At 62.8% G+C, this 19,933-nt stretch carries 16 protein-coding genes and 1 pseudogene; 4 read left to right on the plus strand and 13 right to left on the minus strand.

From position 1 onward, the window contains the following. The 3 genes from DIE22_RS18485 to DIE22_RS18495 form a co-directional block, all read right to left on the minus strand. On the minus strand, window positions 1-1,419 hold the full coding sequence (locus DIE22_RS18485) for an Nramp family divalent metal transporter (RefSeq protein WP_260426713.1): 1,419 nt from the start codon (window positions 1,417-1,419) through the stop codon (window positions 1-3). A 431-nt stretch (window positions 1,420-1,850) separates the two neighbouring features. Then, the gene (locus tag DIE22_RS18490) at window positions 1,851-3,407 is read right to left on the minus strand and encodes a methyl-accepting chemotaxis protein (protein WP_124605767.1); all 1,557 of its coding nucleotides are present in this window, start codon (window positions 3,405-3,407) and stop codon (window positions 1,851-1,853) included. A gap of 430 nt (window positions 3,408-3,837) precedes the next feature. Then, a complete protein-coding gene (locus DIE22_RS18495; protein ID WP_124605768.1) occupies window positions 3,838-5,178 on the minus strand; it encodes a CapA family protein in 1,341 nt (446 codons plus the stop codon). A gap of 730 nt (window positions 5,179-5,908) precedes the next feature. Here DIE22_RS18495 and DIE22_RS18500 point away from each other — a divergent pair. The 3 genes from DIE22_RS18500 (at window position 5,909) to DIE22_RS18510 (ending at window position 9,724) form a co-directional block, all read left to right on the plus strand. Beyond that, complete coding sequence (locus DIE22_RS18500; protein ID WP_311767746.1) at window positions 5,909-7,246, plus strand: porin; 1,338 nt, start codon at window positions 5,909-5,911, stop codon at window positions 7,244-7,246. Between the two features lie 142 nt (window positions 7,247-7,388). Next, window positions 7,389-8,669 carry an MFS transporter gene (locus tag DIE22_RS18505; protein WP_260426714.1) on the plus strand — a complete coding sequence of 427 codons (1,281 nt, stop codon included), beginning with the start codon at window positions 7,389-7,391 and terminating at the stop codon, window positions 8,667-8,669. A 92-nt stretch (window positions 8,670-8,761) separates the two neighbouring features. Then, a complete protein-coding gene (locus DIE22_RS18510) occupies window positions 8,762-9,724 on the plus strand; it encodes an alpha/beta hydrolase (protein ID WP_185640646.1) in 963 nt (320 codons plus the stop codon). Between the two features lie 96 nt (window positions 9,725-9,820). Here the strand turns inward: DIE22_RS18510 and DIE22_RS18515 are convergent, their stop codons facing one another. From DIE22_RS18515 to DIE22_RS18545, 7 genes are all read right to left on the minus strand, one after another. Further along, window positions 9,821-10,918 (minus strand): mandelate racemase/muconate lactonizing enzyme family protein, encoded by a 1,098-nt coding sequence (locus DIE22_RS18515; protein WP_124605770.1) that lies wholly within the window; start codon window positions 10,916-10,918, stop codon window positions 9,821-9,823. Beyond that, on the minus strand, window positions 10,915-11,715 hold the full coding sequence (locus DIE22_RS18520) for an NAD(P)-dependent oxidoreductase (protein WP_124605771.1): 801 nt from the start codon (window positions 11,713-11,715) through the stop codon (window positions 10,915-10,917). Before DIE22_RS18520 ends, DIE22_RS18515 begins: the two co-directional genes overlap by 4 nt. 85 nt (window positions 11,716-11,800) lie before the next feature. Continuing rightward, entirely contained in the window at window positions 11,801-12,094 is a 294-nt protein-coding gene (locus DIE22_RS18525; protein ID WP_124605772.1) for a Dabb family protein, read from the minus strand. Then, window positions 12,091-13,536, minus strand: coding sequence for an aldehyde dehydrogenase (NADP(+)) (locus tag DIE22_RS18530; protein WP_124605773.1), 1,446 nt, complete (start codon window positions 13,534-13,536; stop codon window positions 12,091-12,093). The genes DIE22_RS18525 and DIE22_RS18530 overlap by 4 nt, the downstream gene beginning before the upstream one ends. Then, window positions 13,533-13,985, minus strand: coding sequence for a nuclear transport factor 2 family protein (locus DIE22_RS18535; protein ID WP_124605774.1), 453 nt, complete (start codon window positions 13,983-13,985; stop codon window positions 13,533-13,535). The genes DIE22_RS18530 and DIE22_RS18535 overlap by 4 nt, the downstream gene beginning before the upstream one ends. A 90-nt stretch (window positions 13,986-14,075) precedes the next feature. Beyond that, complete coding sequence (locus DIE22_RS18540; RefSeq protein WP_124605775.1) at window positions 14,076-15,026, minus strand: aldose 1-epimerase; 951 nt, start codon at window positions 15,024-15,026, stop codon at window positions 14,076-14,078. A 36-nt stretch (window positions 15,027-15,062) separates the two neighbouring features. After that, window positions 15,063-16,601, minus strand: coding sequence for an IclR family transcriptional regulator C-terminal domain-containing protein (locus tag DIE22_RS18545; protein WP_260426715.1), 1,539 nt, complete (start codon window positions 16,599-16,601; stop codon window positions 15,063-15,065). Between DIE22_RS18545 and DIE22_RS18550 the strand changes: the two genes are divergently transcribed. Further along, on the plus strand, window positions 16,567-17,589 hold the full coding sequence (locus DIE22_RS18550; RefSeq protein ID WP_260426716.1) for a ribonuclease activity regulator RraA: 1,023 nt from the start codon (window positions 16,567-16,569) through the stop codon (window positions 17,587-17,589). The genes DIE22_RS18545 and DIE22_RS18550 overlap by 35 nt on opposite strands. Before the next feature lie 114 nt (window positions 17,590-17,703). On the opposite strand, the pseudogene DIE22_RS18555 reads toward DIE22_RS18550, so the two are convergent. The 3 genes and pseudogenes from DIE22_RS18555 to DIE22_RS18565 form a co-directional block, all read right to left on the minus strand. Further along, window positions 17,704-17,918: pseudogene (locus DIE22_RS18555) on the minus strand (4Fe-4S dicluster domain-containing protein); the annotation flags it as partial. A gap of 235 nt (window positions 17,919-18,153) precedes the next feature. Next, window positions 18,154-18,729, minus strand: a complete 576-nt coding sequence (gfa, locus tag DIE22_RS18560; RefSeq protein WP_124605777.1) for an S-(hydroxymethyl)glutathione synthase — start codon at window positions 18,727-18,729, stop codon at window positions 18,154-18,156. Window positions 18,730-18,750: 21 nt separating this feature from the next. Beyond that, the gene (locus tag DIE22_RS18565) at window positions 18,751-19,860 is read right to left on the minus strand and encodes an S-(hydroxymethyl)glutathione dehydrogenase/class III alcohol dehydrogenase (RefSeq protein WP_124605778.1); all 1,110 of its coding nucleotides are present in this window, start codon (window positions 19,858-19,860) and stop codon (window positions 18,751-18,753) included. Window positions 19,861-19,933 lie beyond the last annotated feature (73 nt).

Here is a 19,933-nt window from a genome sequence, read left to right on the forward strand (position 1 = left end):
TCAAGCCCCTGTCACGAGCTGCCAGATCAGCGCCGCGTTCAGCACCACGATAACTCCGACGCACAGCCAGGCAAGTGCAAGAGGGACTCGCATGACCCGAAATCGCCCCATGAGTTTGCGGTCGGATGCAAACTTGACGAGCGGAATTGTGGCTAGCGGCAGTTGTAAGCTCAGCACTACCTGACTTGCTACCAAAAGTTCGTTGGACCCATGTTCTCCAAACGCGCCGACAGCGAGCAACGCCGGTCCTATGGCAAGTGTGCGGGTTAAGAGTGCACGCACCCAACGTGGGCTCTTGAGCGTCAGAAAGCCCTCCATCACAGCCTGTCCTGCCAGTGTGCCGGTAACTGTCGCGTTCAGTCCGCACGCGAGCAACGCCGCCGCGAAGAGGATGCCTGCCCAGTGACTGCCCACGAGCGGCGCGATAAGGCGATGAGCATCAGCGAGATCACTTACTTCATAATGGCCGCTGGCGTGGAACACGGCAGCTGCCACGATCAACAACGCTGCATTCACGATGAATGCCATGCCGAGCGAGCCGAAGGTGTCGATATTCACCCCCTTAATCGCGTCGGAGATGGACTGATCGTCGCCACGTCGCGCGTAATCCTTTACCAGCGCAGAATGCAGATAGAGATTGTGTGGCATCACCGTCGCGCCCAGAATGCCGGCTGCAAACCAGATCATGCCGGCATCGCGCAATAACGCTGGAGAGGGCGCGAGACCGGCGAGCGCGGCGTGCCATGATGGATTGGCGAGTGCGAGTTCGATGACGAAGCAGAACCCGATAAAAAGGATCAGGGTAGTGATGACGATCTCTAAGGGACGTTGTCCGCGGCTCTGAAGCGCGAGCATCGCGAATGTGCCGATGGCGGACATCAGGACGCCGACCGTCAGCGATACCCCAAGCAACAACTGCAACGCCACTGCGCTGCCGACTACCTCGGCGACGTCGCATGCAATGATCGCGACTTCACAGGTGATCCAGAGAAATACGGTAGTACGGCGGCTGTAACTTTCGCGGCACAATTGAGCGAGATCACGCCCAGTCACGACGCCGACCTTCGACGCTATCCACTGCAACAACACTCCCATCAGGCTTGATGCCAGTACGACGCATAGCAACTGATAACCATACTTCGCGCCGCTGCCGAGTGACGTGGCCCAGTTTCCCGGATCCATATATCCGACCGCAATCATCGCGCCCGCGCCCAGAAACGAGAACCACCGTCTACGTACACGAGGCGATTCATCCTGGGGGGCGCCGAGGTGATTACTTTCGCTGCCGGGGTGTGGGGCGTACGACGGAGCCTCCGCCGAGAGAGTCTGGACGCGATCGCGGGAGCCGACCGCGATAGCTGCACTACCATAGCGGTACCATGGCTCACTTTTCCAAACGGCCGTTTCCTGAAACTTCATCACCTTCCTCGTTCGGTCTACGCTTCGACCCAGTGAGGGTAAGCGGTTAGGAATTCCGAGACCCACCAATCAGTCGCGGGGGGAGCTATATCCTGATCAATGACCAGGTCTGAAAAAGGGCTATTGCCGCGTGGCATCGGCGGCGGTGCATGCCTCAAACGATCTTGGACGTTCGCCATCGTGCGGTTTACCGCGAGGCTTACCTTCACCTTCTGTTGTTGACCGCTCCACATTTCCTGTCGAGCTGGTGTCGTCAACGTCATCAGGTGTCCTCCTAACAATGGCGCGCCTCGATTATGGTCAGTCTGCCTGTATATTGTCGGTGATGTCAATCCGGCTTTGCTCGTGCTGAGCCGATGGCCTTCCGAGCTGCATGTGATTGCCTGTAGGCATAAACCAGCGTTGTAGACGTGGCTCAAACGAGCCGGTCTCTAGGCCGGCAGCCTGAACCCGGAAATTGCTTCGCGAAGCGTACCGGCCTGATCGTTTAGTGATTGAGCTGCGGCGGCCGCCTCTTCCACAAGCGCGGCATTTTGCTGCGTCACTTTTTCCATTTCACCGACGGACCGGTTGACTTGCTCAATCCCGATACTTTGCTCGTTCGAGGAATGGCTGATTTCCCCGAGAATCTCGCTCACGCGATGTACAGACTGCACGATCTCGCTCATTGTTTTGCCGGCGTCTGAGACGTGCGCCGCACCTTGATCGATGGCTTTTGTGGACGCCTCAATGAGCTCCTTTATTTCCTTGGCGGCCGTGGCCGAGCGTTGTGCGAGGCTGCGAACCTCTGATGCGACGACTGCGAAACCGCGACCTTGCCCGCCGGCGCGCGCCGCTTCCACAGCTGCGTTGAGCGCGAGAATGTTGGTCTGGAATGCGATGCCGTCAATGACTCCGATGATGTGACTTACCTGGTGAGCGCGAGAGGTGATCTCACTCATTGTTCGGACGACACCATCGACGACACTACTGCCGCGTAATGCGACCTCGGCCGCCTGGCTGGCCAGATTGGCCGCTTGCGCCGCACTGTCGGCGTTCAGCCTAACAGTGGCTGTCATTTGATCCATGCTGGATGCCGTTTCAATGAGAGCTGCGGCCTGTTGTTCCGTGCGTTGTGAGAGGTCCAGATTTCCCGATGCGATCTCGTTTGCGCCGATGTTGATGTTCTCGGCACCCGAACGAATGCGCGCGACCGCATCCACGAGTCCAGATTGCATCGTCGCGAGCGCGTGGAGCAGGCTGCTTGTGTTCCTGTAGTCGGTCGATACGTTTGCCGTAAGATCGCCCTGCGAGATGCGATGCGCCGTCTCGATTGCGAATTCCAGATCGCCCCCGAGACCACGACGAACGCTACGAAGCACAACAAACATCGCCACGCTGGCAATGAGGCCGAGCACGCAGGTGATGATCGCCCAGCGAATGACTGCGCTAGTGAATTCTGTGTTGACATCGTCCATGTACATGCCGGTGACGATGGTCATGTCCCACGGTGCGAATCTCAGCGCGTAAGATGCTTTCTGCACGGGCGAGTTGCGATCGCCGCCCGGCTTGTACCAGACGTAGTCAACAAACCCACCGCCGTTTCCACTGGCGGCTTTCACGAGATCCTGGAAGACATGCTTGCCGGTAGGGTCGGTGAAGCCGGATTGGTCTTTTCCGACCAGATCATGCGCAAACGGATGCATAAGCATGACGGGACGAGAATCATTGACAGTGAGATAGCCGTCCGTGCCGTAGCGCATGATAGAAAGTGCCTCGAGCGATCTCTTCTTCGCATCGTCCTCACTCATGGCGCTTTGCTGCGATAGCGCGTAGTAATGCTTGATGACGCTTTGACCTTGCTGGACGAGTGCGACCAACTGAGCTCGACGGTCCTTGATCAGTGAATCACGATACTGCCAGACGCTGGCTACAGCGATCAAAACCAATCCAATCCATAGCACGGCAACCGTGGAGCTTAGCTTCTGGTTCAAAGTCATCTTTCGCATCCTAGGAAGGTCTTTTTTTGTATTTGTGTTATTAATATGGAATACTATGTTTATATAGCGGAAGCCGTCCTAAAAACAAAGAAGGGTGCGATGTTTCCGATGCGGGACCGTCATCGAGAGAACCGAAACCCGCCTTATCCCGTCGCGGGCGAAACTGCTCGCGCGACTCCGTCCGTGGCTATGTCGATTGGCTGGACGGCTCGTACGATATCCCCGGCCTAGTTGTCGCGGGTGCCCTAGTTGGCAATTTCCCGCGACATTTGCGTGTCTACTCGAGAAGCGCTAAGAGATGACCGATGAAGTATTACGATTTATCGTCGGCATATAGCGCTTCAAGTTGCGCGTTGATCTGAGTGGAAGGAAAAGACTCCAAACGTTGGTTGAGCTGCGCGTTCTAAATGCAGAGGATGTCGCAAGCTCAACTCACTCATCAACCCCGGGCCTTGATCTTGCCTACACTTCGCTCGCCCTCGCGGACGATATCCACCCCGGTGCCGAACGGTTTCGACAGGTCGTCCAGTCGCGCCAGAATTCGAGCGCCATCCTCTGCGGAGGCAAGTTGAGGGCAGCCACGTCGGCTGCGTGGTACATCGCGTCCGAGCGTAATCGGATGAAATTCGCTATCTGCAAGGACACCGTTCTCATACGTAAAGCGGGCCACCACCGATTCCCAAAACAGCGGTTGCTTCCCATAGCCGGTGACAACATCGAACAGGTCCGCAGGCGTCGAGTTCAGCGGCATGCCTTGTTGTTCGTAGACCTCGAGCGGGAACGACGAGAACGTCTCGACATTGAAGATGAAATTGCCGAGCGAATAGCAGATCGGTCGGCCAGCATACAGTTCTACCCCGCGCAGCATATGCGGTCCGTGCGCGAAGACGCCGTGCGCGCCCGCATCAATCAGTTGATGCGCCAACGGTTGAAGAAACTCTGCAGGCACTTCCGTATTCCAGCGCCCCTGGATACCTTCATGGCAATGCAATCCGACGAATACGAGGTCTGCTTGACGAGATGCTTCCGACACGGACGCAAGGAGCGCCTCGACGTCGCGCTCCAGAACGTCGGTTTGAACCCGCGAATCATCGCTCGGTGCGAAATTGACACCCTCCACCGCGAAGCCACCCGGCGGCGGCGCATCATAGACGTTCTTGTCGGGGTAGGGGAAGTGAATGCCAGGAGCCGTCGTACCGGTTGCGGTTACGTTGACGCCCGCTTCAGCAAGGATCTCGCGCAGCTCTTCGAATCGTTCTTTTCGGATGTAGTGAGTCTTCTGCACACGAATCGGTGCAGTACCGGGACGCCCCACATCCCCAACGCTCGGGTCTGCGGCGAGGCAGAGGCGAGCGTTACTCGATCCAGCTGCGATATATGCGACCCGGCAGCCTGGTGCGCTGAAGTAGCGGGGAGAACGTGCTTCCTTGAGCGTTCTGCCAACGCCAGCGTACGTCAGGCCGCGCGCCTCCAGCGCCTCGATCGAGGACACCAGGCCGGAAACACCATAGTCCGTGGCGTGATTGTGCCCCATCCCATAGATGTTGATTCCAAGCCACTCAAACTCGGAGAGGAGCTCCGGTTCCACACCACATGGAATGCCATGCATGGTGGTCGAAGCCATTCGATCGCGGCCTGGGAAAACCATCTCAACGTTGGTGATGGTCACGTCCGTCTTCCGAAGCATCTCGACAAGTTCGAGAAAATCAGCATCGGGGTTAGGCGAGATGCGTTGCGTGAGCATGGCATCGCCTGTGGCAAGGACGCTAACTTTTGACACGACATTTCCTCCGTTCAAAGCATAAATCGAGTGAAAACTTCACGTGCGCTTTACCTGCGATGTGCATCGCTAGCGGCACGAGCGATAGGGTCATCACGGTATCCTGCTTCGGGCGGCTCGATTCCGTTTAGTGTGTAAGGACACGCCCGAACTTCTAGTGTAGGTGTGAGACCGTATCGGTCGAGTTCATGGGTCACTTGGACGAGCCGTAAATCAGCTAAGACCTTGGATCCACCGTTCACCAGGATCACACAAACGACGCTCCATGCAGCGCAACTGCGAACATTCCCCCAATGACAATAGCAAAGCCGATCGTCAACCGGATAAGGCGAAGTGTGTTTGTGCTATGCAGCAAGATGCCGGATCCGCCATTCGTGGCGTGCCGGAAATGATCGTAGGAATCGCCCGCCGACTTCCTTTCCGAACTAGGGGTTTTTGACGCCTTCATAGTGTTCAGTCCGCCTGCATATCAATGTGATCAGTCTGCCTGTATATATTGAGCGAGTATGTAAGGGTATGTACTACACGTCGGCGGGGAGATTGGGTGGTGACTCGTTCGCTTTTGCTGGCTGGATAGTTCTGGCAGCGTGGTGACGCGAGGGGACGGAACGAGAGCAGATTGCGGGAGATGCGTCGTGGCTAGGTCTGGCGTGCTGTCTGCGGCCTCATTTGGCGATCGGCTGCCGGGTGATTGAGGCATACCGCGATGTCTTGTCAAACGGCGGCGTCAATGCAGTCCACTCGGAGATCGCGAACTGCTGAGCCGGGCACTCTGAAAAATCCCGCATGTTGGAATCATGTCGCTCGCTTCGGCAATGTTCTGCATGTTCGCCTCGCGGCGTCATGGGTAGCATCCGTCGCACTCAAACCACGAAGACGGAGACGACGGGTGAAACATATTTCGATGACGCTTCTCGGCACCGGCGCCGCGCTTGCCGCTGTCCTGCCGACCGCCGTACATGCACAGAGCGCAGTGCAGCTCTACGGGATCATCGACACAGCGGTGACCTATGTGAACAATGCCGGTGGCGCATCGGCGACCGCGTTGAGCGCGGGGCCGCTGAAAGGAAACCGATTCGGGCTGCTTGGCAGGGAGGATCTCGGCGGCGGCATGCGAGCGCTGTTCCGCCTCGAGAACGGGTTCTCCGCGGCGAATGGTTCGCTCGGCCAGGGCGGCTCGATGTTCGGCAGACAGGCGTACGTCGGTATCGGCAGCGCGTACGGCACGATCACCGCTGGGCGGCAGTACGATTCGATCGTCGATTACGTCGGCGTACTGAAGGCGGGTGGCGATACCGCAGGTGCGTATGCGAACCACCCCGGCGATCTCGACAACACGGGCAACAACTATCGCGTGAACAATGCGATCAAGTACGCGAGTCCGAACATTGGGGGCGTGACGTTCGGCGGTGTGTTCAGCCCGGGCGGCGTAGCGGGCGATTTCCGCCGCAAGCGGATCTTTTCACTCGGCGCGGGATATACGAACGGCCCGCTGCAATTCGGCGCCGCATACCTCGATGCACAGGATCCGAATTTCTCATTCTACGGCAATAACCCGTCGTCTAGCACGACCGGCAACAATATGACTACATCGCCGATCTTTTCCGGTTATGCGTCTGCTGCTGCATTGCGCTTACTCGGCGCCGCCGGCGCTTATACGCTCGACGGGTGGACCGCGGGTATTGTCTACACGAACACACGGTTGCGTGATCTCGGCGCCGAACCCGGCCTGAACACGCGCGGTTACGCCGGCAGCGCCGTGTTCAACACGTGGGAATTCAATCTGCGCAAGACGTGGAACACCACGACGATGTTCGGTACGTCCGTGCAGTACACGCGCGCAAGTCACGTCGCTGGAAACGCGAGCGGCGCTGGCTACCTGCAGGCGAATGCGGGGGTCGACTATTTCCTGTCGAAGCGCACGGACGTGTATCTCGTCGGTATCTGGCAGCACGCGACCGGCCACGATTCAACGGGCGGCAATGCGGTGGCATCGATCTATGGGTTTACCGCCGCGAGGACTTCGAGCCAGTTGGCGGCTGCGCTCGGACTGCGCCACAGTTTCTGACGGTTCCAGATTCTGAGAATTTGCAGCAAGCGTTCGCTCGCACGGCATATTCGTCACGAGCGACAACGCCTACGATAAGCGAAAGCCGTCCCCAGCCGCGTGAGCGGATGGAGGATGCAAGCAACACGGATGGAGACTCGAAGTGACCAAACCCTACCGGAAGTACCGGACCACGATCCTTGCGATGCTGATGGCCGCAATGATCATTAACTATATCGATCGGGCGGCTTTGTCGATCGCGATGCCGTTCATCACGCGCGACTTTCATTTGACCGCGGGCGAGAAAGGACTGATCTTCAGCGCGTTCTCGGTCGGCTATGCGCTGTTCAATTTCCTCGGCGGGTATTTTTCCGACCGTTTCGGCGGCAAGCGCGTGCTAGGCATCTCGATGACGTTCTGGTCGATCGCCTGCGGGCTGACTGCGACGGTGTCCGGGTTCTGGTCGATGCTGCTGGTGCGGATCGCGTTCGGCGCCGGCGAAGGACCGAACTCCGCCACGGCCAACAAGGTCGTCAATACCTGGTTCCCCATCAACGAGCGCGCGAGCGCCGCCGGCATCAACCAGGCGGGCGGCCCGATCGGTGGCGCGCTGGCAGGCCCGGTCATCGGCTTCCTGGCGCTGTCGTTCGGGTGGCGGGCTGCATTCATCGTGATGGCCGTGCTCGGGCTCACGTGGGCATTCTGCTGGTATCGGCTAGTGACCGAAACGCCGGAGCAACACCCGAAGGTCGGGCCGGCTGAACTCGCCGACATCGATGCAGGGCAGGAGCCGACGACCGCGGCTGACGGTGCTCGCGTGTCGATCCTCGAGGTGATATCGACGCGCGCGGTGTTGACGACCGGCATTTCGCTGTTCTGCTACAACTACATCCTGTTCTTCTTCATCACCTGGTTTCCGAGCTACCTGGTCGATGCGAAGGGCATCAGCCTGAAGGACATGAGCCTCGTCAGTTCGCTGCCGTGGGTGACCGGCGCGATCGGCTTTTTGTCGGGTGGCTTCCTGGTCGATGCGATTTTTCGGCGCACGGGCAAGCGGATGTACTCGCGCAAGGTCGTGCTCGTGACTTCGCTGCTGATCGCCGCGGTCTGCATCGGCCTGACCGGCATGGTCGGCGAGGCCGCGACGGCCGTCGGCGTCATGACGGTGGCGATCGGCTTCCTGATGCTCGCGGCGCCCGCGTACTGGGCCATCATTCAGGACAGCGTGCCGCGTCACCAGGTCGGCACGGCGAGCGGCTTCATGCATGGCCTCGCGAACGTGTCGGGGATCGTCGGGCCGGCAGCGACGGGCTTTCTGATTCAGGGTACCGGCAGCTATGTGAGTGCGTTCGCGCTGGCTGGCGGCCTTGGCTTGATCGGTTCGCTGATTCTCGCGGTCTTCGTCGGACGGCCGGGTGCGACGCCGGCGGCCTCGCTCGCCTGAGCACCGCCGCGATCACCGTCGCGCCCGCGCGACGGTACCGAACGCGCATGTCCTGTCGACGGACATGCGCCTTTTTTTTGCACGGAAACTGGATGATTCCCGACACCATGAACCTCAGCGCGGGGATGCGCGCCTTCATCGATACCGCGTCGTCGTTTGCCAGCGAGCACGACGACTGGCCATCGCGCAGGGCGGCGTTCGCGCGGCAATGTGCGCATTTCACGCCGCCCGCGCCGGACGGCGTGACCACCGTCGATCGCACACTCGGCGGCGTGCGTACGCGCTGCATCCTGCCGCCCGGCACCGCGCCGGCGCGGGGTTGGCCGGTGCTGGTGTTCTTTCACGGCGGGGGCTGGACAGCCGGCGACCACACGACGCACGACTGGTTCGCGTACGCATTGCTGTCACGTATCGATATTGCGGTACTGATGATCGACTACCGTCTCGCGCCGGAAGCGTGCTTTCCGGCGCCGATCGTCGACGGGCTCGCAGTGTGGGATGCGATGGCGTCGACCGGGCTGCCGCTGGATCTCACGCGGCGAGCCGTTGGCGGCGACAGCGCCGGCGGCACGCTCGCTGCCGCGCTGTGCATTGCGCTGAAACGGCGCGGCGCGGCGCAGCCGGCCGCGCAACTGCTGCTGTATCCGGTGCTGAGTGCGCGTAGCGACTTCGTTTCGATTCGCGAGAACGCGCATGCACCGATGCTGACCGCGCGCGGGTTGGCCGACTCGATCGCGCTGTATGTGCCGCGCGAGGCCGATCGGAACGATGCGCTCGCGATGCCGCTTGAGGGTGACGGCGATGGTGCGCTGGCGCCCGCGCTCGTCGCGGTCGCGCAATACGATCCGTTGCGCGACCAGGGGTTCGCGTATGCGCAACGATTGGTGGCGGCCGGCGGCGAGTCGGTCGCATGGCACGGCGACGGGTTGGTTCATGCGTGCCTGCGCGCACCCTGGTTGCCCGAAGTCGATGCGATGTATGCGCACAGTGCGGCGTTTCTGCTCGAACGCGGACTGGCGTTGGCGCGAGGTCGCGTGGCCGATCGCGCGCTGTAGACGGGGTGTCAGGCGCGGGGGAAGAACGATCACGGGCCGGGTGGACCGGCGCCGCCGCACAATGATGCGCGAGCGACGGGCCGGCGGGTTGCAGGCTCAGCGCGCGCGCAGGAAGCGCGCGACGACATCCTCGTCGGGCGCAAGCCCGATGCCGGGCGTATCGGCGGCTTCGAAGCGGTGACCATCGCGAATCGGCGACAGGTCGATCAGTTGCGCCGCCGGTTCGACGTACAGATACTCGAGCTGCATCGTTTCCGGGAACGCGGTCGCGAGGTGCAGCGTGGCAAGAAAGCCCGGGCCGAAGTACGGGCTGTGCGGCAGCACGCCGAGCCCGTCATCGCGTGCAAGCGCAACGATATCGAGAAACTCGGTCACGCCACCGACCTTGCTGACGCTTGGCTGCAAGTAGTCGACTGCGCCTGCTTCGATTGCGTGCCGGAACTGGACGGCCGTACACCAGTTTTCGCCGGCCGCGATCGGCACGTGCCGGCCGCGTAGTCGCGCGAGCCGCGCAAAATCCTCGGGCGGGAACACCGGCTCCTCGAGCCATTCGATTCCGCCGAGTTCGCGCAGCCGCGCGAGATTGGCGAGTGAGGTCGCATCGTCCCATGCGCAATTCACATCGACCGAGACGGACGCGCGGCCGTCGATCGCCGCATGGCACGCTTCGATCACCGGCATCGCGATCTCGTGCAGCTTGATGTTGCAAAAGCCGTCGTCGAGCGCACGTCGGCACATTGCTGCGGCCGCATCCGCGTGTCCATAGCGCACGAGGCTTGCATAGGTCGTCAGCGAAGCCGGTGCCGTGCCGCCCAGCAACCTGTAGAGCGGCATGCGCGCGCGTTTCGCTGCGAGATCCCACAGCGCCATGTCGACACCGGAGATCGCGAACATCGTGATCCCGTAGCGGCCGAAGATGTGCAGTTGCAGCTGCGTTTGCCGCGTCCAGTCGGCGATCGACTCGATCGTCGCGCCTTCCGCGAGCGGCTTCACGCGCGTTTCGACGACGCTGCACGTCGCATCGGCGACGAAGTATCCGAATGCCTCGCCCCAGCCGACGTTGCCGTCGGTATCCTCGACGCGGATCAGCACAGTTTCGAGCGTCTTCCACGCCGACGGCGTGATGCCGAGCCCGCTGCCGCCATCCTCGAACGGAATCTCGACGACGCGCGCCTCGACCGAGCGAATCTTCATGCCGGCCTCCGGACGATCAGCGGTTGCGGCACGTAGGGGCCACCGACGAAGTCCGGGCCGCTCTCCGCAGGCATGCGTTCGCGCGGCACGAAGGTTGCAGCGAGGTGCGCGGATGCGTCATCCTCCGGCATGTAGCCGAGCTCGGCCGCGCGCGCGTTCGCAAAAAAGGGCGCCGGGCAGCGCGACACGCCGTACACGACGTCGTGCGTGATGTCATCGTGCTCGATGCCGATTCCGATCAGTTGCGCGAGGTCGCGTCCGCTGACCCAGATGTGCTGGCGGCGGCCGTCGGCGACTTCGGTGTCCGCGTTGCCGATCCGGATCGACAGCGCCTTGATGCCGTGTCGATGCGCGTACAGCGCGCACGCCGCTTCGCCGAACACCTTGCTGAGCGCGTAGAAGCCGTCCGGCGCGACCTGTGCGTCGTCGCCGGCGAAGCCGTCGATCCGGTGATGTCCGACCACGTGGTGGCTGCTCGCGAACACGAAGCGACGAATGCCAAACTCGCGGCACGCGTCGAGCAAAAGGAGTTGGGCCCGATAGTTCGCATCGAGGGTCGTCTCGAAATCGATATCGAGGCTGTAGCTGCACGCGAGATGCAGGATGCCGTCGACACCTTCGGCGGCTTTGCGCACGAGCACCGGGTCGGCGATGTCGCCGGTCAGCGCGGTCTCATTGGTGGCGAGGCCGGTCGCCTCGCGCAGGTCGAGCAGCTTCAGGCGGTAGCGGTCGCGCAGGTACGGGCGCACCCGCGTCGCGACGCCGCCGGCCGCACCGGTCACAAGCAGGGTTTTCATCGGAGCGTGTCTCAAATCATCGTTCGAATCGGAGCCGGCCGCGCTGGCGCGACCGGCATGAAAGGGCAGTGGACCCTTTCGGCACTCATCGAGTGTAGTCGCAGGCGACCCACTCGAAGTACGTCTTCAGGTCCGCGACCAGCGCCTGGTGCGCGGGATGCGGCAGATAGCGCTCGACGGCCGCCGCGTCGTCGAACGTCGCTTCGAGCAGATAGTCCCAGCAGATCGGCCGATCGAGTTCGTTTGCCGACACCCGCCACGCGCGAATGAAGTCGATCTCGCGCGCGAGGCCGCGCATGCGTTCGACGAGCGCCGCTTCGCGTGCCGTGTCGGCGTCGACATGCGCGAGGCGCCGGAACATCACGACGTGCTGCATCATGACGAGAGCCCTCCGCGATATGCGTCGAGCGCCCAGCCCGGCGCATCCTGCAACGCGACGGGGCGCAGGAAGCGCGCGATTGCCGTGTAGCCGACGGATGTCGTTTGTGGCTGGGTCGATGCCGGCCACGGGCCGCCATGCTGCTGGGCGTCACACACGGCGACGCCGGTCGGCACGCCGCCGAACAGCACGCGGCCGCCGATGCGGGCCGCTGCGGCGGCGAGCGCGCGATGCTCCGGTGTGTCGTCGTTCGCGCCCCACAGCGTGACGGTTAGCGTGCCGTCGATCGCATCGAGCACGCGCAGCACGTCGGCGCTGTCGCGAACGCAGACGATCAGCGCGGCCGGACCGAACATTTCCTCGTGCAACGCGGGCTGCGCGACGAAGCTGTCGGCATCCGTTTCATACAGGCGCGGCGCGGGTGCCGCATCGTCGGTGTTGCTTGCGGGCGCCAGCCGCGTATGCACGCCGGGTTGCGCGGCGATCGCGCGCGACGCCTGTTCGAAGCCCGCGCGCATGCCTGGCGTCAACATCCGGTGCGGCGTCTGCCGCGCGAGTGCGCTCGCCAGTGCGGCGACAAAGCGCTCGCCGTCATCGTCGCCGCGCACCAGCAGCAGCCCTGGACTCGTGCAGAACTGGCCGCTGCCGAGCGCGATCGATGCGGCGAGCGTGGCAGCCGGCGTGTCGACGCCATCAGCGAGCGCGGCCGGTTGCACGACGAGCGGGTTGATCGAGCCGAGTTCGCCGTAGAACGGTACCGGCCGCGGCCGCGCATTCGTCGCGCGCCACAGCGCGACGCCGCCCTGATACGAGCCGGTGAATGCCACCGCGGCGATCGCCGGATGCGACACCAGCGCGGTGCCGGCGTCGCGCGACACCTGGTCGACGAACGCGATCACGCCGGCCGGCAACGCCTGCTCGCGCAGCACGTCGGCGGCAAGCGCATGCACGCGCCGCGACAGCGAAGGATGGCCGGCGTGCGGTTTCACGACGACGACGCAGCCGGCCGCGAGGGCGGATGCCGTATCGCCGCCGAGTACGGAGAACGCGAACGGGAAATTGCTCGCGGAGAACATCGCGACCGGGCCGAGCGGTTCAAGCACGCGCGTCAGCCGCGGGCGGCCGACGGGCGGTGTGCCGGCCACGGCCACGTCGTCGAGCGTCGAGAACGGTGCGCCGGCGTCGACGCGTTCGGCGAAGCCGCGCAACTGGAATGCCGTGCGCGCAAGTTCTCCGTTCAGCCGGGCATGACCGAGATGCGTTTCGTCGTTGGCGAGCTCGACGAGCTCGGCGGCGTGCCGCTCGAGCGTGTCGGCCAGTCCGCGCAGCAATGCACTGCGTACGGTCGCAGGCGCGGTGGCGTACGAGATCTGAGCGTCGCGGGCGAGCGCGACGGCATGCTCGATCGCGGGGAATGCGGTGTGACCGGTGATGGCATTCACGCTTGCGGCTCCAGATGGTAGCCGCGGCCCGCATAGTCGAATTCGACGATCTCGTTGATCGCGACCGTCTTGTCGGCAGGAGCTGCGTAATACGCGCGGATCTCCTTGATCCGGCCGGATTCCGGCTCGAAGACGTACCACTCGTCGCCGCGCAGCGCGGTGCCGAGCTTCGTCTTCCAGTGCGTCCACTCGATGACCGCTTCGTGCGAATCGTGCGATACGAGAATCTTTTCGATTGTCCACCGCGAGCCGAGCTCCGCGACGCACCATTGCCACTTGCGCGCGATGGTGTCCGCTCCACGCCACGGAATATCGGGCAGCCCGGCCGGAAAGTAATGGACGGCATCGGGGGTGAAGCACGAAACGAGCTTGTCGTAATCGGCTTCGTTGCATGCATCGAAGTAGCGGCGAATCAGTGCCGCGTATCGGGCGGGATCGAATTCTGCCATCGAGTGGCCTCCTCCTGGAATGGCGCGGCGGCGACACTGCACGCCGCACGTGGAATCACGCAATGAGTGTAGGAGTAGGGCGTCGGTCCGTCATCGGCCGCCATGGGGAGGAGGACCCGCGAGTTCCAGCATCTGGAACGATGCGTGTCCGACTGCCGGTTCCCATTCGAGCGACGCGTGCGCATCGAGCGTCGCGCCGGGCGCGAGCACGCGCGTGCCGGTGTCGCCGACGCCGGCCGCGGCGAGGTTGAAGCCGTTTGCGACGTGGCTGACCGGTTCCACGCAAAGGTATGGCGCACCGCGCGGCACATAGGCGACGAGGTGCGTTAGCGGTTCGCCGGCGCGTAGCCGCACGCGGCCGTTCGGGCGTTCGACGATCGCCTCGCCGCGCCAGTCGCTTGCGTAGACGGCACAGTCGACGTCGGACCAGTCGCGCGCGTCGAGCGTGGTTGGCCGCGTGCCGACTTGCGACGCGCCGGTGGGCAGGAAGTGGGTATCGAGTGTCCAGCGGCGACCTGCTTCGAAGCGGATCGTGGCGCCGGGTTCGGCAGCGAAGAACGGATGCCAGCCGAGCCCGGCAGGCATCGGACGCTCGCCTGCGTTGCGCACCGACATCCGCACGTGCAGCGTGCGTTGTTCGATCCGGAAGCCGAGTTTCGCATCGAACGGCCAGGGCCAGTGTTCGCCGTCGTAGCGCAGCGCGAGTTCGACGGCGTCGCCGGACTGCGCGACGACATCCCACGGCAACGCGTGCGCGATGCCGTGCAGGGTGTTCGGCAGGTCGAGCGGGTGCGCCGGCAGCGCGTGGACTTCGCCGCCGAACGCCAGCTGCGCGCCGGCGATCCGGTTCGAATAGGGAATCAGCGGATACGCACCGGCTTTCGGCCAGCCGTGCGGCGGCGCGTTCCATGCGTCGAGCGGAACGACGAGATGCGTATCGCTATCGATGGCAACGAGGCGGGTAACGCGCGCGCCGTGGTGCGGAGCAATCTCGGCGCGAAGCTGATCATTCGCGATGGTAAGGTGGGACGGAGCAGTCATCTTTGAAACCAGGTGAAGTCATGAAGGACAAGGGTTTCAGCTATCGATCGGCAGCCGGAGCAGATGGCCTGACAACGGCGCACTGGCCAGCGATTCGATCGGCTGCTGGTTGCGGTCGCTGGTGACGTAGATCGATGCGCCGGCTGCGTCCCGGACGAACGCGAGTCCGGTCGGCGCTGCCACGGGCAGGCTGACGATCCGATCCAGCGCGCCATCGTCGGTGAAGCGCATCAAGCTCCATCCGTCCTTCAGTGCGACCCAGATGCCGCCGCGGTCGTCGAGCGCGATGCCGGAAAGCCGGCCCGAGCCGGGTGGCATCGACGCGAACCGGCGCACGGTTGCGACGCCGCGCTGTAGCAGGTAGATCGTGCCGGACCCGGAGGCCGTCGCATACGCGCTCGCTCCGTCCGTAGACCATGCGAGGGCATCGATAATCTCGTTGAACTGCCAGCGCGCCTCAAAGCGGTCCGCGTCGTTGACGAAGCCGAGATGGCCGCCGCCGTCGCGTTGCAGCCAGCCCCAGACGCGGCCCGCCGGGTCGGCAGCCAGCAATGTCACTGTCGGATCGCACCAGACGCTCGGCCGGTTATGCGCGATGGACTCATGATTCGCGTCGAGGAATAGATGGCGGCCGGCCTGCACGATCAGCAGTCCGTCCGGGTGGGGCTGCATACCGAAAATCGGCGCGTCGAGTTGCGCGACGATCCTGTCCGTCCTGCCGTCGAATGCATGAATGGCAGGCGCGAGCGTATCGGCCCAATAGAGCAGCCCGCGCTCGGGAAAGTGTACCGGATGCGCACCATGGAATGCCCATGTACGGCTTGCGGCGGCCACCTCTGGTGGCTCGACGGCTGCACGTGCAGGCAGCAGCTGGCCGCCGACGCGGCGTGCGGCTTCCGCGAGCTCGGGCCCGAGCAATTCCAGCCGCGCGACGGACATCCGGTACGCGGGGCCGGCGACGCTTAGCGCGCCGCGGACGTGACCTTCGGTATCGACGATCGGCGCCGCGACGCAGCGCACGCCGAGCACGATTTCCTCGTCGTCGAACGCGAAGCCGCGCGTCGCGGTGATCCGCAACTCGTTTTGCAGCTGACGACGGTCGGTGATCGTGCGCGGGGTGAAAGGCACGAGCGTGACGCTGCGCAGCAGTGCATCGCGCTCATCGCGAGGCATGCGCGATAGGATCGCTTTGCCTTGGCCGGTGCAGTAAACCGGCTTGCTGCGACCGAGCGCGGCCGCCGAGCGTTGCGAATGCGCACCGTCGCAGCGTTCGAGCGAGATCACTTCGTTGCCGTCTAGCGCGGCCAGATAGGTCGTCTCGCCGGTGAGGTCGCGCAGCGCGCGCAGTTCCGGCGTCGCAGCGGCAACGAGGTCCGGCATCAGGTACGCATTGCGAACGAGTTCCAGGTAGCGAAACCCGAGGCGGTAGACGCGATGACTTGCCTCGCGCCGCAGCAATCCATGCTCGATCAGCGTTGCGAGAATGCGGTACAGCGTCGTCTTCGGAAGGCCAGCCTGCTCAAACAGCTCGGCATTCGTCATGCCGCGCGGCGCGGCTCCCACGAGTTCGAGCACCGTCAGCGCCTTGCCGAGCGATGCGGTTCCGTCTCCGACACCCATATTTCCACCTTCTGGGATTCGTCTGCTTGCCCTGCAGATCAGGTTGATTCATGTCTCCGACTTTATCAGTAGTATGAAATCCGTACCGGCCTTCGGGCTGCCTGGGTTCCAGCATCTGGAACTCGTCCATCTTTTTCTTTCAGTACGGGGACAGGACGTGACCATTCATTCGTATTCCGAGGGACTCGATCGGGAGATCGATCGCACCGCTTACGTAAGCGACGAGACGCTTGCGCGGCTGGCGCAAGTCAGTAGCGGATCGCTGACGACGCAATTGTTCAAACGCGGGTTCCGCCAGCCGACGCTGGTCGGGTTGCGCGCGCTGAACCATGAGGTCAAGCCGTTCGCGGGCCGTGCGTACACGATGCGCTTCATTCCGGCGCGCGAGGACATCGATACCTACGGCACGATGACGACGAGGCCGAACGCGGACAACCTGCAATGGCAGGGCATCGAACAGGTGCGCGAAGGTGACGTGCTGGTGATCGACAGCCGTGACGATCCGCGCGCGGCGTCAGCCGGCAACATCCTCGTTACACGCCTGCTGGCTCGCGGAGCGCGCGCTATCATCACTGACGGCGCGCTGCGCGACGGGTCGGAAATTGCCGCGATGTCGTTGCCGGCCTATGCGCGCGAGGTGACCGCGACGACGCGGATTTCGTATCACCACGTTGCCGATTTGCAGGTGCCGATCGGCTGTGCGGGCGTGGCCGTCTATCCGGGCGATGTGATCGTCGGTGACCGCGACGGCGTGACGGTGGTACCCGCGCATCTGGCCGAGGAACTGGCCGACATCTGCGAGAAGCAGGACGACATCGAAACGTATCTGGCGTTGCGCATCGCGGCCGGCGAACCGCTGTGGGGCGTTTATCCGCCGAGTGCGCAGGCCTATGCGGATTATGAGGCGTGGGTGAAGAGCGGACGCGGCAGTGTATTGCGCTGACGAGGCGAGGGGCCGGCGTGCCGTGCACGAGTCGCACGCCGGATGACGGTCAGGACAGCGCCGACTGACGAACGGACGCAGGAAACGCCGCGCGAGGCGGTGTTTTCTGGCAGGTTACATGTTCCGGTAATGCGGCCCGCCGCCTTCCGGCGTGACCCACACGACGTTCTACGTCCGTCCTTGATGTTGCAGGTCTTGCAGTGCACGCGGTTCCGCGCGTTGATCACCATGCGATCGCTGCCGTCGTCGTTCTTCACGAACTCGTACACCGCCGCCGGGCAGAAGTGCCCCTCCGGCCCCGCGTACGTGCGCAGGTTCACGTTCACCGGCGCCGGATGTCGGCGACGGTCGTCACGCACGATCTCGACGAAACACTAGGTGTCGCGCAAGATCCGGTCGACTGGCTCGTCGGCCAATCGCCTTTTCGTCGAGTTTTCCTTATCTTTTGGATAAGAGAGAACGCTTGGGCCAAGTGGCCGGAAGGGACCGTCTCGGGTTCAATTCGAAGCGGGAGATTCTTGCAGTCCGTCGTGACGGGATGGCTGCTCGACGGACTTCCCCGGATCAGGCGTCGCGGTAGGTCCCTTTGGCCTTTGCCGAATGAGTGGACAGGAGATCCATAAGTGCAGGGCTAAGGCAGTCGTACGGCTCGAGTCCTTTGTCTCGCAGCACCTGGCGAATATCCGCCATCCGGGATGGCGGTGTGCCGCTTTCGATGATCGACGAAACAAAGGCAGCGAAGCCCGGGCCGTCCCAGCCAGCATCGTTTGACAGTTCGTTATGGATGAAATCCAGCCCGTAGAACGCGTGCTCCTTGTTCTCGATGCGACCAAAGAGGTGCGTGCCGCATTCGGAACAGGCGTGGCGCTGGATGAGTGCCTGTTCGTCCACCACGTTCAGCTTTTCGCCATGCGCGGTGACTGTCACCTTGTCGCGCGACACCACGCCGACGACAGAGAAAATGGCACCGGCCGGTTTCCAGCATTTGGTGCAGCCACACGCATGGTTGAATGCGACCTGCGAGTCGACGCGCACCTCTACCGGATCGTGAGTGCACAGGCAGCGCAGCGTACCGCCGGTGAACTCGCCTGCACCTTTTGTAATGCCGTGATCGACTGAAGGGTGAATGGCTATGGTCATGCTCGTTCTCCTTGAGGAATCTCAATAGTGAATGACGGTCCGGATCGACTTACCTTCATGCATCAGACCGAACGCTTCGTTAATGTTGGCAAGCGACCTCGTGTGAGTGACGAACGGCGCGAGTTGAATCTTGTTGCTCATTGCGTCTTCCACCATGCCCGGCAGTTCGGAGCGGCCTTTGACTCCTCCGAATGCGGTGCCGAGCCAACGGCGGCCGGTGACCAGCTGGAACGGACGTGTGGAAATTTCCTGACCGGCACCTGCAACGCCGATGACGACCGACTGTCCCCAGCCTCGGTGCGCACATTCGAGCGCGGCGCGCATGACGTTGACGTTGCCGATGCATTCGAAGCTATGGTCCACGCCCCAGCCCGTCATTTCCACAATAACCTGCTGGATCGGCTTCTCGTGATCTTTCGGATTGACGCATTCGGTGGCGCCAAAGACTCTCGCGAGGTCGAACTTGCCCGGATTGGTGTCGACTGCGATGATGCGGCCCGCATTGGCGAGTTTTGCGCCCTGGATGACCGCGAGGCCGATGCCGCCGAGGCCAAACACGGCCACCGTATCGCCTTCCTGGACCTTTGCGGTGTTCTTGACTGCACCCAGTCCGGTGGTCACGCCGCAGCCGAGCAGGCAGACTTGTTCGGGATCGGCAAGCGGACTGATCTTTGCCAGTGAGACTTCGGCCACCACGGTGTATTCGCTGAACGTCGAGCAGCCCATGTAGTGGTAAACGGGCTGGCCGTTATAGCTGAAACGGGTGGTGCCGTCGGGCATGACGCCCTTGCCCTGAGTGGCGCGTACAGCAACACACAGATTGGTCTTCCCACTCTGGCAAAAGAGGCACTCGCCGCATTCGGCCGTGTAGAGCGGGATCACATGGTCGCCAGGTTTCACGCTGGTCACGCCTTCGCCTACTTCGACAACGATGCCTGCACCTTCGTGGCCCAGCACTGCGGGAAAAAGGCCTTCGGGATCGTCCCCCGAAAGCGTGAACGCATCGGTGTGACATACCCCGGTGTGAGAGATTTTTACGAGCACCTCACCCTTGCGGGGTGGTTCGACGTCGATCTCTACGATTTCCAGCGGCTTGCCAGGTCCGAACGCAACGGCGGCACGTGATTTCATGACAGTTTTCTCAATGGGTCGAGTAAGACAGGTGACAGGAACATTCCGCCGAATCAGGATCGAACTGCATCGC

This window comes from Burkholderia sp. Bp9142 (genome assembly GCF_003853415.1).
GTDB lineage: Bacteria > Pseudomonadota > Gammaproteobacteria > Burkholderiales > Burkholderiaceae > Burkholderia.